Source organism: Micromonospora sp. MH99 (assembly GCF_021442385.1).
GTDB lineage: Bacteria > Actinomycetota > Actinomycetes > Mycobacteriales > Micromonosporaceae > Micromonospora.
In genome coordinates this window covers 1-13,393 of sequence record NZ_MUZA01000017.1, presented here as the reverse complement: position 1 = coordinate 13,393, position 13,393 = coordinate 1, and the positions used below count along the sequence as shown (strand labels likewise).

General features: G+C 71.9%; 9 protein-coding genes. 4 read left to right on the top strand and 5 right to left on the bottom strand.

Going from position 1 to position 13,393, the window contains the following annotated elements; translation table 11 throughout:
- Positions 1 to 3 precede the first annotated feature (3 nt).
- A complete protein-coding gene (gene thiC, locus B0E54_RS11840; protein WP_234583417.1) occupies positions 4 to 1,596 on the top strand; it encodes a phosphomethylpyrimidine synthase ThiC in 1,593 nt (530 codons plus the stop codon).
- 122 nt (positions 1,597 to 1,718) lie between these two features.
- Here thiC and B0E54_RS11835 read toward each other — a convergent pair whose 3' ends face one another.
- The 4 genes from B0E54_RS11835 to B0E54_RS11820 all read right to left on the bottom strand — a co-directional run bounded on the left by B0E54_RS11835 (position 1,719) and on the right by B0E54_RS11820 (position 7,052).
- A complete protein-coding gene (locus B0E54_RS11835) occupies positions 1,719 to 4,931 on the bottom strand; it encodes a hypothetical protein (protein WP_234583416.1) in 3,213 nt (1,070 codons plus the stop codon).
- Positions 4,932 to 5,008: 77 nt separating this feature from the next.
- Positions 5,009 to 5,317: a cupin gene (locus B0E54_RS11830; RefSeq protein ID WP_234583415.1), complete on the bottom strand. Its 309-nt coding sequence runs from the start codon at positions 5,315 to 5,317 to the stop codon at positions 5,009 to 5,011.
- Positions 5,314 to 6,264, bottom strand: a complete 951-nt coding sequence (locus B0E54_RS11825; protein ID WP_234583477.1) for an LLM class F420-dependent oxidoreductase — start codon at positions 6,262 to 6,264, stop codon at positions 5,314 to 5,316. Before B0E54_RS11825 ends, B0E54_RS11830 begins: the two co-directional genes overlap by 4 nt.
- A gap of 2 nt (positions 6,265 to 6,266) precedes the next feature.
- On the bottom strand, positions 6,267 to 7,052 hold the full coding sequence (locus B0E54_RS11820) for an ABC transporter ATP-binding protein (protein ID WP_234583414.1): 786 nt from the start codon (positions 7,050 to 7,052) through the stop codon (positions 6,267 to 6,269).
- Between the two features lie 270 nt (positions 7,053 to 7,322).
- On the opposite strand from B0E54_RS11820, the gene B0E54_RS11815 reads away from it, so the two are divergent.
- Together B0E54_RS11815 and B0E54_RS11810 are read left to right on the top strand one after the other, a co-directional pair.
- On the top strand, positions 7,323 to 8,354 hold the full coding sequence (locus B0E54_RS11815; protein WP_234583413.1) for an ABC transporter substrate-binding protein: 1,032 nt from the start codon (positions 7,323 to 7,325) through the stop codon (positions 8,352 to 8,354).
- A 100-nt stretch (positions 8,355 to 8,454) separates the two neighbouring features.
- A complete protein-coding gene (locus tag B0E54_RS11810; protein WP_234583412.1) occupies positions 8,455 to 9,315 on the top strand; it encodes an ABC transporter permease in 861 nt (286 codons plus the stop codon).
- A gap of 205 nt (positions 9,316 to 9,520) precedes the next feature.
- On the opposite strand, the gene B0E54_RS11805 is transcribed toward B0E54_RS11810, so the two are convergent.
- Entirely contained in the window at positions 9,521 to 10,702 is a 1,182-nt protein-coding gene (locus tag B0E54_RS11805; RefSeq protein ID WP_234583411.1) for an ABC transporter substrate-binding protein, read from the bottom strand.
- Between the two features lie 444 nt (positions 10,703 to 11,146).
- Here B0E54_RS11805 and B0E54_RS11800 point away from each other — a divergent pair.
- A partial coding sequence (locus B0E54_RS11800; RefSeq protein ID WP_234583410.1) for a sensor histidine kinase occupies positions 11,147 to 13,393 on the top strand: 2,247 nt, incomplete at its 3' end.

Genomic DNA, 13,393 nt, shown 5'->3' with positions numbered 1-13,393 from the left:
GTCATGCAGGCACGAGGCAAGGTGTACGTCGAGGGGTCACGGCCGGATGTGCGGGTGCCGTTCGCCGAGGTGGCGCTGACCGGCGACCATCCGCCGGTGCGGCTCTACGACACGTCCGGCCCGGGATCCGACCCGGCGGTGGGGTTGCCCGCGTTGCGGGGCCCGTGGATCGCCGAGCGGGGTGACGTGGCGCCGGTACGAGGCGCGGGTACGCCGCTCGCCGGTGTGGACGGACGTCGTCCGACACAGTTCGCGTACGCGCGGGCCGGTGTGGTGACGCCGGAGATGGAGTTCGTGGCGATCCGGGAGAACGTCGACCCGGAACTCGTACGAGCCGAGATCGCCGCCGGCCGGGCGGTGCTGCCGCTCAACGTCAACCACCCGGAGTGCGAGCCGGCGATCATCGGCAAGGCTTTCCTGGTCAAGGTGAACGCCAACATCGGTACGTCGGCGGTCAGCTCGTCGGTGGCCGAGGAGGTGGAGAAGCTGACCTGGGCCACCCGTTGGGGCGCCGACACCGTGATGGACCTGTCCACGGGTAAGCGGATCCACGAGACCCGGGAGGCGATCGTGCGGAACTCGCCGGTGCCGATCGGCACGGTGCCGATCTACCAGGCCCTGGAGAAGGTCGGCGGCGACCCGGTCAAGCTCAGCTGGGAGGTCTTCCGGGAGACCGTGATCGAGCAGGCCGAGCAGGGCGTCGACTACATGACTGTGCACGCCGGGGTGCTGCTGCCGTACGTGCCGCTGGCCGTGGACCGGGTCACCGGGATCGTCTCCCGGGGCGGCTCGATCATGGCGGCGTGGTGCCTGGCGCACCACGAGGAGAACTTCCTCTACACGAACTTCGCGGAGCTGTGCGCGATCCTCGCGCGCTACGACGTGACGTTCTCGCTCGGCGACGGGCTGCGGCCCGGCTCGATCGCGGACGCCAACGACGAGGCGCAGTTCGCCGAGCTGCGCACCCTCGGCGAGCTGACGAAAATCGCCTGGGAGCACGACGTGCAGGTGATGATCGAGGGCCCGGGCCACGTGCCCATGCACAAGATCAAGGAGAACGTGGACCTCCAGCAGGAGTGGTGCCACGAGGCGCCCTTCTACACGCTCGGCCCGCTGACCACCGACATCGCGCCTGCCTACGACCACATCACCTCGGCGATCGGCGCCGCCATGATCGGCATGTTCGGCACCGCCATGCTCTGCTACGTCACCCCGAAGGAGCACCTCGGCCTGCCCGACCGCGACGATGTGAAGGCGGGTGTGATCGCGTACAAGATCGCGGCCCACGCGGCGGACCTGGCCAAGGGGCACCCGGGTGCGCAGGCGTGGGACGACGCGCTGTCCAAGGCGCGGTTCGAGTTCCGCTGGGAGGACCAGTTCAACCTCTCGCTGGACCCGGAGACGGCGCGGTCGTACCACGACGCGACGCTGCCCGCCGAGCCCGCGAAGACGGCGCACTTCTGCTCGATGTGCGGCCCGAAGTTCTGCTCGATGAAGATCACGCAAGAGCTCAAGGAGTACGCGGCTCGCGGCATGAAGGACAAGTCGGCGGAGTTCGTCTCCGGCGGCGGGAAGGTCTATCTGCCGCTCGCCTGACCGGGCCGGCATGATCGACTCGGGTTCACTGACCTCGGGTGTCCCAGCGCAGTGGACAGCCCGGATTCAGCGAACCCGAGTCGATCAGACGGGATCGGTGTCCCGAAGTGTCGTCGGGCGGTTCAGTCGCGGTGGTGACGGCCGGTGGAGCGCAGCGAACGACGCCCGTTCTCCTGCTCCGGCTCGTTGTCCGCGATCGGCTTGCCGAGCCCGGCGACCCAGTCGACGAACTCCTCGTCCTGCGTGGCCAGCGGCTCCGCCGCATCCGCCGCGGACCGCTTCTCCTCGTCGGCCCGGACCCGGTTGCGCCGGAACAGGCCACCGAGCCGTCCCCGCCGGGAGGGCTGCTCCGCGTCGTCGGTGGACGTCGGCACGGCCCGTCGGGCGTCGCTGTCCGGCCCGTCACTGCCGGCGGTGCCGGACGCGCCACTGCCGGCGGTGCCCGACGCGCCGTTCTGCCCGGGTATGCCCGGGCCGGTCGACGGCGGCGCGACAGATCCCGCCGAGGCGGGCGTACCGGTGGCCTCGCCGGCCCGGCCGCGCCTGCCGACGGCCCGGTCCGTCGTGCCGCCGGGCTGGTCCGTCGTGCTGCCGTGCTGGTCCGTCGTGCTGCCGCGCTGGTCTGTCGTGCTGTTGGCCTGGCCCGTGGTGCTGGCGGCGCGGCCTGTCGGTAGGCCCCCGTCGAGCGTGGCGGCGGTCGGGCCGTCCTGGTCCGGAATGCCGGCGGTCGGGCTGCCCTGGCCGGGTGCGCCGGTGCTCTGGTCGGCCGTGCTGGTGGTCCGGTCCGACGCGGCGGTGCGTCGAGTGGTGTTGAAGGCGTCCCAGGTGCTGGCGCGGCTCAGGTCCGGCAGCGGCGCCCGGTGCCGGAAGCGGGGCGTCCAGTCGGTCGACTCCTCCGCCGGGACCGGAGCATCCGAAGCGGACGGTTCGGGGTCGGCCGTCCCCGGTGCGGCGGTCCACGCCGAGGTGACCGGCCAGGCCGGTGCCGTCGGGGTCCACCGGTCGGCCTCCGGGCCGTCGACACTCGCCTCGCCGAACAACGAAGCGCCGCCGTCACCCTGCGCCGCGGACCGTTCGGCGCGACCCGTCGCGGAACCCACAACGGGTGCGGGATCCCCAACCGGGGCGGTGGTGACCGTCGAATCGGTGCCGGCGGCCCGGTCGCGCCGGCTCTCTGCACCGGTCCCGTCGGTCTGCTCCCGCAGACCCTTTCCGCCGGTCTGACTCGCCTGGGCGGGCTCGGTGTCGCCGGGCAGGGGAGCGTCCCGGTCGGGCAGGGGAGCGTCCTGGTCGGGCCCGGGAGCAGCGTGGTCGACCGGCCCGGCGGACTCGGTGCCGCTCACGTCGGTGGCCTTGCCGGACCGGGCCGGCCGCCTGGTACGCCCACCTGTCGACCCGGCGGCTGCCGCCGTGTCCTCGGCGGTCGTGCCCGGAGTGACCTCGGCCGGGGTGGACTTCGGCTTGCGCGTACGACGCGGCTTGGGTGCGGGTGCGTCGGCCGTGCCGTCGCCCGCGCTGCCCGCGCTCGGCGTGGCCGCGTTGCCCGCGCTCGGGGTTCCCGCGCTGCTCGCGCTTGGCGTGGCCGCGTTGCCCGCGCTCGGCGTGGCCGCGCTGCTCGCGCTCAGGGTTCCCGCGCTCGTCGCGGCTGCGTTGCCCGCGACCGGCGTGCCTGCGACGTCTGCGCTCGGCGTGCCCGCGTTGCCGGCGACCCGCGTGCCTGCGCCGTCCGCGACCGGCGTGGTCGCGTTGCCCGCACTCGGCGTGCCTGCGTCGTCCGCCCTCGGTGTGACCGCGACCGGCGGGACCGCGACCGGCGGGACCGGGATGGCCGGGTCGCTGGTCGTCGTGTCGTCGCTGCTTCGGTCGTCCCCGGCGGTCGTGGCCGTCGTCGTTTTCCCGGTCGGGTCGTCGGCGTCCGCGCGGGGCGTCGGGCCGGCAGCCCCTGTGTCGCCGACCGCAGCGGTGGACGCCGGGACGGCGGGCATCGGGACGGCGGCGCCGATTGCGTCCCCGTCCCGGCTCGACGGTGTCGTCTGTCGCCCGGCGGTGAACTCGCCGGTCGGGTCGGTCAGCCACGAGGCGGGGGCCGGCGGGTTGGTCGCGCGGTCGTGCTGCCCGCCCGTGGGAAGCGTGTCCTGGCTCGGGGTGCCCGCCGTCGCCGCGTCCGAGGTGGTGTCGGCGTGCTGGCGGCGGCCGACCGGTCGGGGCGCCGGCCCCGGGGGCGTCGCGTCGGCGGGGACCGTGCCGTGCTGGCCGCTCGCCGTGGTCGCCGGCCAGTCCCAGTGGGCGGGGACGGTGCGTACGCCTGCGGTGTCGTCGGCGGCGCGCGGACCCGGGCCTGTGGTCGCCAGGTCCCCACCGCTGGGGGTCGCGTCGTCGGCCGGACCCGTCGACCTCGCCGCTTCGGCGTCCGGCAGGGACGGGCCGGCGGGCAGCGGGCGCAGGATGTCGGTCGGCGCGATCGCCTGGGGATCGGCGGTACGGGCGATGATGGGCCAGCGCAGCAGGGCCGCGGCCGCGGCACCGAGGGCGCCGGCGAGGATCGCGATCAGCGCGCCGTAGTAGGGGGTGGTCTGGTAGCGGTCCACCGCGTCGCCGGGGCCAGCGGTCAGGTACGCGAATGCCACAAGCACCGGACCGGCCACCCCGGTCGCCCCGCTCACCAGCGGGACCTGGCCGCGCCAGCGGGCCAACCCGGCGGTGGCGGCGCCCGCGAGCAGCGCCACCACGGGCAGCAGGAGCAGCGCCAGACGCTGCGCGGCGGCGTCGTTCAGCCAGCTCGGTTCGAGGACGCCGAGTCGGACCGTGGGCAGCGGGCCGGCGGTGCCGAGCGACGGCAGGACGGAGATCAACGCCAGCAGCCAGACCGCCCCGGCCACGGCCGCCATGTTCCAGCCCAGTTCGGGTCGGAACAGCACGGCGACGGCCGCGCCCGCTCCGATGACCGCCCCGAGGATGGCGCAGATGCCGACCGCCCAGACCGGGTCCACCGAGATCAACTCGGCGGCTCGGGCGGGCTGCATGCAGAGCGGGGCCACGGCGGTGGCGCCGAGGGCGGCGGCGCCGCCGATGGCCAGTTGCCGGCCGGTGCTGGCCGCCGGGGTGTCCCGACGGGCCAGACGACCGGTCAGGACGGCGCCGGCGACGGCGGCGTTCGCGGCGAACCAGCCCACCCAGACGAGCTGGGCAGGCCACTGGTTGACGGTCGTGCCGGTGAAGGCGCCGGTGAGTCGGACGATGCCGAAGCCGTACGCGACGCCGAGCTGGCCGGCTCCGGCCAGCACGCTCACCCCGAGCGCCGTGAGCAGTAGTCTGCCCCAGGTCCGAAAGGCCATGTCCGGCACGTTACGCACCTGGTACACCCGATCGCCACCGGCGCGCCGCGCGGCGCGGCGCGGCGCGCCCGGCGGGTCTACTTGAGTTCGACCAGTCGGGCCAGGTATGTCGTGTCCCCGACATTGGTGAGCATGTGTACCGCACCCGGGTCCCGGTAGACGACCCCGCCGGTGGGCTCGTCGGCGTCGATCCGGGTGCCGTCGATGGTCTGTACGACGTTCTTCGCGCCCTGGATCGCCACCACCAGGTAGGGGTGGTCGTGCCGGTGCAGGGGCTGCCGCTCGCCCGGTTCGAGGCGGATGTGCCAGACCCGGACCCGGTCGTTCTCGTACACGATCTCCTGGCCCACCGGCCCGAGTTCGGTGCCGTCGGTCACGTCCGTCATCGTCCACCGTCCAGTTGGGGGAGCACCTCGGCGGCGATCAGCTCGAGGTGGTCGAGGTCGTCGAGGTCGGTCATGCGCAGGTGCACCCGGGTGGCGCCGATCTCGGCGAACTCGCCGATCCGCTGCACGAGCTGCGCGGGCGAGCCGACCACCGGGTCCTCCGGCGGCAGCGCGCTCTTCTCGTGCAGTGGCGCGGCCCGCCGGGCGGCCTCCGCGTCGGTGCGGCCGATGGCCACCACGATCCCGGCGGAGAGGACCAGCGGGGCCCGGCCGGCCTCCGCCCGACCCACGCGGTCGCACGCCTCCCGAACGCGGTCGTACGCCCCGGCGGTCTCGGCCACGGACTTGAACGGCATGTTGAACTCGTCGGCGTAGCGGGCCGCCAGTTCGGGGGTGCGCTTCGGGCCGCGCCCGCCCACGATGATCGGCGGGCCGGGCACCTGCACCGGTTTGGGCAGCGCGGGCGCATCCACCAGCCGGTAGTGGTCGCCGGTGAAGCTGTACGTCTCGCCCACCGGGGTGGCCCACAGCCCGGTGATCACCTCAAGCTGCTCGGCGAGTCGGTCGAAGCGCTCGCCGACGGCCGGGAACGGGATGCCGTACGAGATGTGCTCGCGCTCGTACCAGCCGGCGCCGATGCCGAGGTCGACCCGACCGCCACTCATCTGGTCGACCTGCGCGACCAGCACGGCGAGAGGGCCGGGCAGCCGGAAGGTCGCCGACGTGACAAGGGTGCCGAGCCGGATCCGCTGGGTCTCGCGGGCCAGCGCGGCGAGGGTCAGCCAGGCGTCCGTCGGGCCGGGCAGGCCCGGGTCGGCGCCCATCGACTGGTAGTGGTCGGCGCGGAGGAAACCCTCGTAGCCGCCGGCCTCGACCAGCCGGGCGAACCGGAGCTGGGTGTCGTAGTCGGCGCCGCGGTGGGGCTCGGTGAAGACCGACACCCGCATGTTCATCGTCCCTCCACGCCGGCGGCGGCCGGCTGGTCGCGTTCCATCAACAGCTCGTGCAGGTCGGCGCTGACCCGGGCGACGTCGGCGAGATGGGCGTTGCGGCCCAGGGTGCGGGGTCGGGGGATGGCCACCTCGACCACCTTGCGGATCCGGCCGGGACGGGGGCTCAGCACGACCACCCGGTCGGCGAGCAGCACCGCCTCGTCGATCGAGTGGGTGACGAAGACGATGCTCGGCTTGTTCTCCATGTGCACGCGCTGGAGTTCGCCGGAGAGTTCCTCGCGGGTGAGCGCGTCGAGCGCGGAGAACGGCTCGTCCATCAGCATCACCCGGGGTTCGCCGATGAGCGACCGGCACAGCGACACCCGCTGCTGCATGCCACCGGAGAGTTCGTGCGGCAGCCGCTTCTCGAACCCGGAAAGCCCGGCCACGTCGAGCAGTTGCCGGGCCCGTTCGCGGTGCTTGGCGCGGCTCCAGCCGAAGATCTCCACCGGCAGCAGGACGTTGTCCAGCACGCTGCGCCACGGCAGGAGCGCCGGCTTCTGGAAGAGCATGGCGATGTCGCGGCGGGGCCGGGTGATCGGCGTACCGGCCACGGTGATCTCGCCGGAGGTCAGCGGGAGCAGCCCGGCGATCAGCCGCAGCAGGGTGGACTTCCCGCAGCCGGAGCGCCCGAGCACGGCCACGAACTCGCCCTCGGCGACGTCGAGGTCGATGCCGCGAAGGGCTTCGACCCGGCCGGATCGGCCCTCGAAGGTACGCGACACCCCGGACAGTCGGATCATCTGCGGCGTACCTCCGCTGAGTGGACGGTCAGGAATCCGACAAAGGCTAGCTGCCCCGTTGACATCTCGCACCGTCCGGGGTGGTCGTCATGTTGTATCCGTTCCGCAACCCGATACGCCTGGCGTCGCAACTGTGGGTTTCTCGTACGCTGTGCCCGCGAAGAGTCCCCTCACGATGGCGGTGCCCGGCTTCTACCCCTCCCGCCGGTACCGTCGCGACAACCCCCTCCGGTGGCCTGCGGCCCCGGTCGGAAAGGACATGGTGCACTGATGAGAAGGCTGACCCGTACGGTCGCTGCGGCCGCGCTGGCCACCGCCCTTGCCCTTGTTTCCGCCTGCAGCAGCGGGTCGGACTCGTCCGACGACGCCAAGGGCGGCAAGGACGGAGAGCTGACGAAGGTGACGTACCTCACCTCCTTCGGCAACTTCGGCCGTGACTCCTACGCCTGGGTGGCGAAGGACAAGGGCTTCTTCAAGGAGGCCGGCTTCGACGTCGACATCAAGGCCGGTCAGGGCACCGGTGGCGTGATCCAGACCGTCGTCGGTGGCCAGGCGGACTTCGGACCGATCGACCTCACCGGTGGTCTGCTCCAGCTCGGCAACGGACAGGCCAAGGACTTCACGGCGGTGGCCGCGATCCAGCAGCGCACGATGGCCGGCATCGCCACCGTCGAGGGCAAGAACATCAACTCGCCCAAGGACCTGGAGGGCAAGAAGCTCGCCGACACCCCCGGCTCCGTGGTCCGCAACCTGTTCCCGACGTACGCCCGGCTCGCCGGTGTGGACGCCAGCAAGGTGACCTGGGTCAACGGTGAGGCCCAGGCGCTGATCGGCACGCTGGCCAGTGGGTCGGTGGACGGCATCGGCCAGTTCGTCGTCGGCCAGCCGACGATCGAGGCGGTGGCCAAGAAGAAGGCAGTCATGCTGCCGTACAGCAACGTGATGCAGGACCTCTACGGCAACGTGCTGATCACCTCCTCGAAGATCGCCAAGGAGAAGCCGGAGATGGTGAAGAAGTTCACCGCGGCGCTGCTCAAGGGCCTGGAGTACAGCCTGGCGAACTCCAAGGAGGCCGGCGAGATCCTGAAGAAGAACGTCGACGCCGCCAACCCGGCGGCCGCCGCCGCCGAGCTGGACCTGATGGCCGCGTACGTGCGTTCCGGCAACTCCGGCACCGCGATCGGCACGTTGGACAGCGGCCGGGTCGCGAAGAGCATCGCGATCCTGCAGGGCGCGGGCGCGCTCAAGCAGAACATCACCCCCGAGCAGATCATCGACTTCAGCCTCGCGCCGAAGGCCTGATCGTCCGGTCGTCACCAGGGGGTACGTCCCGCCAGATCTGGTGGGACGTACCCCCGTCGCTCGTCGGTCCCCGCGGCCGGCGAATTACGAGGAGGACAAGATGACCGACGTCCGCTCAGCCGAGTCGGCGGTGACGGTGCCCCCACCCCCGGGCACCGGACCGGAGGCACGTCGGGCGGGTCGGGGCGCCGGCCTGCGCGCGGGGACCGGGGCGGCGCTGCTGCCCGCGGCCGGTCTCGTGGTCGCCCTGGCCGCCTGGTGGCTGATCGCCCGGCTGGAACTGGTCCACCCGGCCGCCCTGCCGCCGCCGGGGGACGTGCTCAGCGCGTTCGTCGACAAGCCCGCCCAGATGCTGGAGCACACCGGGACCACCCTGCTGGAGATCCTGATCGGCTTCGTCCTGTCAGCCGCCGCGGGTGTCCTGATCGGACTGTCCCTGGCCAGCTCGCACACTGTCGAGCGGATGTTCACCCCGCTGCTGGTCGCGGTGAACGCCGTGCCGAAGATCACCCTGGGGCCACTGCTGGTGGTGGCGCTGGGTTGGGGCCAGAAGCCGATCCTGACCATGGTGTTCCTGCTCTGCTTCTTCCCCATCGTGCTGTCCACCGCGACGGGGTTGACCACCACGCCGGCCGACCTGGCCGAGCTGGTGCGGTCGTGGAACGCCTCCCGCTGGCAGGCGTTCCGCAAGGTGCGGTTGCCGGCGGCGCTGCCACAGATCTTCGTCGGGCTCAAGGTGGCCATGCCGCTGGCGGCCATCGGCGCGGTGATCGGTGAGTTCCAGGCCGGGGAGAGCGGTCTGGGCTACGTGATCACCCAGTACGCGGGCGTCGGCGACACCGCCACCGCCTGGGCGGCGATCATGCTGGTGGCGCTGGTCAGCATCCTGCTCTACTCCGCGCTCGTGCTCATCGAGCGGTTCGCGCTGCCCTGGGTACGGGAAACCACCAGCAGCCGCTGACCTCAAAAGGCAAGACAAGACCAACAAGGAAACACGAAGGGCCGGCCCCCACAAGGAGGCCGGCCCTTCGCAGTAACCGTGACGCGGGAGGGTTGTGGCCTACCGTGCCCGGCGGAGGGATCAAGCCTGACCGCCCGGAGCCGGGGACGGTAGGCCACAACCCCAACGCCGAGCACGATGCACCAGGCACCGGCGGGCCCGAGCGTTACCCCGCCAGGCGCCAGCGCCCGTTGCGGGCGACAAGCGTGGTGAGCGCCTGCGGCATGAGGCCGGAGTGGTTGTCGGGCGTCATGCGGATCGGGCCGGAGAGGCCGTCGATCTGGGACGTCTCCAGCACGTCGCGGATGCCGTCCCGGTCGACCTTCCCGGCCGGGCCGCCGGCCCGCAGTTCGGCGTCGGCGATCAGTTGGATCGCGTCGGCGGCGAAGGACGAGGACCCGTTGTAGCCGCCGAAGCGGGCCGTGTAGTCCTGGAACCACTGCCGCCGGGCCGCCTTCGCCGGGGTGGTGGCGATCACGTCGTCGATCACCATGGTCTGGGTGAAGATCAGCGTGGCCCGCTCGGTGGCTCGGGCCGCAGTGCCGAGGAAGAGATCGCCGGCCGCTCCCGCGTCGAAGAACAGCGACCCCCGGAACGCGGCCTGTTGGGCGCTGGTCGCGGCCAGCGTGGCCTGCTCCGGCGGGGTCCAGACGACAAGTGCGTCGGGCTTGAGCTTGGTGAGCTTGGTGACCTGCTGGCCGACCTCGGTGTCGGTGGTCTTCACCGACTCCTCGCCGGCCACCTTGATGCTGGCCTTGGTCAGTTCGCGGCGTAGCGCGAGCACGCCCTCCCGGCCGTAGTCGTCGTTGCTGGCGAGCAGGCCCACCTTGCGGACGTTCTTGCGCCGCAGTTCGGTGGTGAGCGCCGCGGCGCTGTCCGCCGCGTTCGGACCGAGTTTGAACACGTAGCGCCGCTCGGCGACCGGGCTGGCGATCGCTCCGGAAGCGGCGAGCGCAATGGTGGGAATCCGCTTGTCGTTGATGACGCCGACCGCGCCGACCGCGCATTCGTTACAGCCACCCATGACGATGGCGCTGACTTGGGAATCACTGCTGAAGTCGGCGATGTTGCGCAGTGACTCGGCGGCGTCGGAACGGTTGTCCTTGACCTTCAGATCGATCTTCCGGCCGTTGAGTGCTCCGGAGGAGTTCAACTGCTCGACCTTGAGTTTCAGGGCCCGCTGGTATGTCTGACCGATCGGGGCCGCAGCCCCGGAGAGTTCGAGATCGGCAGCGATCACGATCGGACTCGTGTCCTGCTCCGTTCCACCGAACTGGCAGCCGGTGAGCGTGGTGGCCACTACGGCCGATGCGAGCGCCGCGATGGTCGCGGAGCGGATGGGGCTCAACTCAGTCCTCCAGGTGCGGGCGCGGGCGCTGCCCGGTCACCGCCGCTAATCCGTCCTCAGTGGAGGACGGGATCTCCTCTGCCGTACGGTGTGCGCGAAGCCTGCAAAACCTTGCCAATGGCCGGCGCTGTGGTCAAGCGCGGACCCCGGTTGCATTTTCGGGACGGCCATCCCACATGCTGGGGTAACGCAATGTTTGCAAAAGCTCACTTTGCATACACGCGTGACCACTCTGGAGTTACATGCCCTGTTCAGGGGCTTGCGGAAATGAAGGTATCAGTTGACCGGATCACGGGTTCCGCGCCGTCCGACCGTTTCCTGCCTCACTGCGGCTTCCCAAACACGATCTTCTCTGATGAAATCGCGGCCGTGCCGCGCGTGGTCCCCTCCGCCCACGGCACGGTTCGGCGGGCCAGGCGGGGAAGAAACGACGGAGGCGATGTCGTGAGCACCGGACCGACGACCCTGCCCGCGCTCGGCGAGAATGCTCGTCGTACGCGCCGGCGCCTGCCGAGGCTGCGGGACGCCCGGATCCGGTCCAAGCTGGCGCTGATTCTGGTCGTTCCGGTGGCCGCCGTCATCGCGCTCGCCACCGTCCGGCTCATCTCAGTGGGCGAGGGCGCCTACGACGCCACCCGGGCCCGGTCCCTCACCGCGCTCTCCATCGACGTCAGCGCGCTCACCCAGGATCTCCAGGCCGAGCGGATGGCCGCCGCGGCCTACCTGGCCGCTCCCCGACAGTCCGCCGACGCGTACAACCTGCGGGTGCGCGAGACGCAGCAGCGCGTGGACCAGTACAACGCCGAGCGGGGCCGCATCGGCGACGTGCCGGCGGCGCTGCGGGACCGGCTGGCGGCTATCGACGACCACCTGTCCACCCTGGACGGCACCCGCCAGGAGGTGCTGGACCGCCGGCAGGATGACGCCATGGCGGTCGCCGAGGCGGTTCTGCGCTACGGCGTCATCCTCACCGACCTGGTCGCCTACGGCGACGGGCTGGCCCAGCTGCCCGGCGAGGAGAGCCTGTCGGACAGCCGCCGTGCGGTCGCCGCGTTCGCCCGCGCCAAGGCGGCCGTCGCCGAGGAGGAGGCGGTCGCCTTCACGGCGCTGACCGCCGGCCAGCTCGACCCGGAGCAGTTCTCCTCCTTCGTGGCCACGCTGACCAGCCAGCAGGAGTCCCTGGTCGCCTTCTCGCTCGCCGCTGACCCGGTGCAGCGGGCCCTCGTCGACAGCACCGTCTCCGGCGACGCCGTCGGCCTCTCCGACCGGGTCGCCACCGACATCACCCGCTCCGTCGGGCAGCGCCCGCTGGTCAGCGCTCAGGACGCCACCGCCGCCATTGGCGCGGTCAACGACCTGATGCGCTGGGCCGAGGTTCAACTGCAGAACCGGCTGCTCGACCAGGCCGACCAGGCGCGTTCGGACGTCATCCGGCAGGCCGTGGTCGAGTCGATCCTGGTGCTGCTCACCCTGATCATCGCGGTGTCGCTGGCCGTGGTGCTGGCCCGGTCGCTGAACCACTCGCTGCGCCGACTGCGCGAGGGCGCGCTCTCGGTGGCCAACCACGACCTGCCGGACGCCGTGCAGCGCCTGCAGAACATGGGCAGCGTGGGCGACGGTGGCGTGGACGAGATCGTCCGCCAGGTCCGCGACCCGATCCAGCTGAACAGCCGGGACGAGGTCGGTCAGGTGGCGTTGGCCTTCAACGTCGTCCACCGGGAGGCGGTGCGGGTCGCCGCCGAGCAGGCAGCACTGCGCACCAGCGTCTCGGCGATGTTCCTCAACCTGGCCCGCCGCAGTCAGACCCTGGTCGACCGGATGATCGGCGAGCTGGACGCGATCGAGCGCGGCGAGGAGGACCCGAAGCGGCTGGCCCAGCTCTTCGAGTTGGACCACCTGGCCACCCGAATGCGCCGTAACGACGAGAACCTGCTGGTCCTCGCCGGCGCCGACTCGGCCGTACCGCGCCGCGACGACGCGCTGGTCGTGGACGTGCTGCGCGCCGCGCAGTCCGAGGTGGAGCTCTACAACCGCATCGAGTTCGGCACCGTCGACACCGACATCTCGGTTGCCGCGCACGCCGTCAACGACGTCGTACGCCTCGTCGCCGAGCTGCTGGACAACGCCACCCGGTTCTCGCCGCCGAACACGACTGTCGTCGCCGACGGTCGCCGCATCCGCGACTACGTCCTGATCCAGATCGAGGACCGTGGGCTCGGCCTCACCGACGAGCAGCTCGATTCGCTCAACCGCCGGCTGGCCGCCCCGCCGAGCGTGGACGTCGCCGCGTTCCGGCTGATGGGTCTGGCAGTGGTGAGCCGGCTCGCCTCCCGCTACGGCATCCGGGTGGAGCTGCGCCGCAACGTGGAGGGCGGCACCGTCGCCCAGGTGACGCTGCCCGCCGCCACCGTGGTCCTGCCCAGCAACCGGGGCCGCGAGCAGGTGCTCACCCGTCCGCGCCAGCCGATGGCTGTCGAGCAGACGCCGCTCACCCCGGTCAACCACGCCGAGTCGTACGCCGGGGCCAGCACCGCGGCGGCGACGCTGCCCGACCAGTGGCGGACCAGCGCCCCGACGCCCGCGCAGTGGCAGTCTCCGGTCGACGCGCGGGACACCGCCCCGGCCGTGCAGGCCGGCGGCTACACCGGGGCCCGCCCGACGGTGCCGCCCGCCGCCGCGCCGGCCACCCCG

Coding starts and splice junctions, on each gene's coding strand:
- thiC (WP_234583417.1), top strand. CDS start 4: ATGCAGGCACGAGGCAAGGTGTACGTCGAGGGGTCACGGCCGGATGTG.
- B0E54_RS11820 (WP_234583414.1), bottom strand. CDS start 7,052: ATGATCCGACTGTCCGGGGTGTCGCGTACCTTCGAGGGCCGATCCGGC.
- B0E54_RS11825 (WP_234583477.1), bottom strand. CDS start 6,264: ATGCGGGTGTCGGTCTTCACCGAGCCCCACCGCGGCGCCGACTACGAC.
- B0E54_RS11815 (WP_234583413.1), top strand. CDS start 7,323: ATGAGAAGGCTGACCCGTACGGTCGCTGCGGCCGCGCTGGCCACCGCC.
- B0E54_RS11835 (WP_234583416.1), bottom strand. CDS start 4,931: ATGGCCTTTCGGACCTGGGGCAGACTACTGCTCACGGCGCTCGGGGTG.
- B0E54_RS11830 (WP_234583415.1), bottom strand. CDS start 5,317: ATGACGGACGTGACCGACGGCACCGAACTCGGGCCGGTGGGCCAGGAG.
- B0E54_RS11810 (WP_234583412.1), top strand. CDS start 8,455: ATGACCGACGTCCGCTCAGCCGAGTCGGCGGTGACGGTGCCCCCACCC.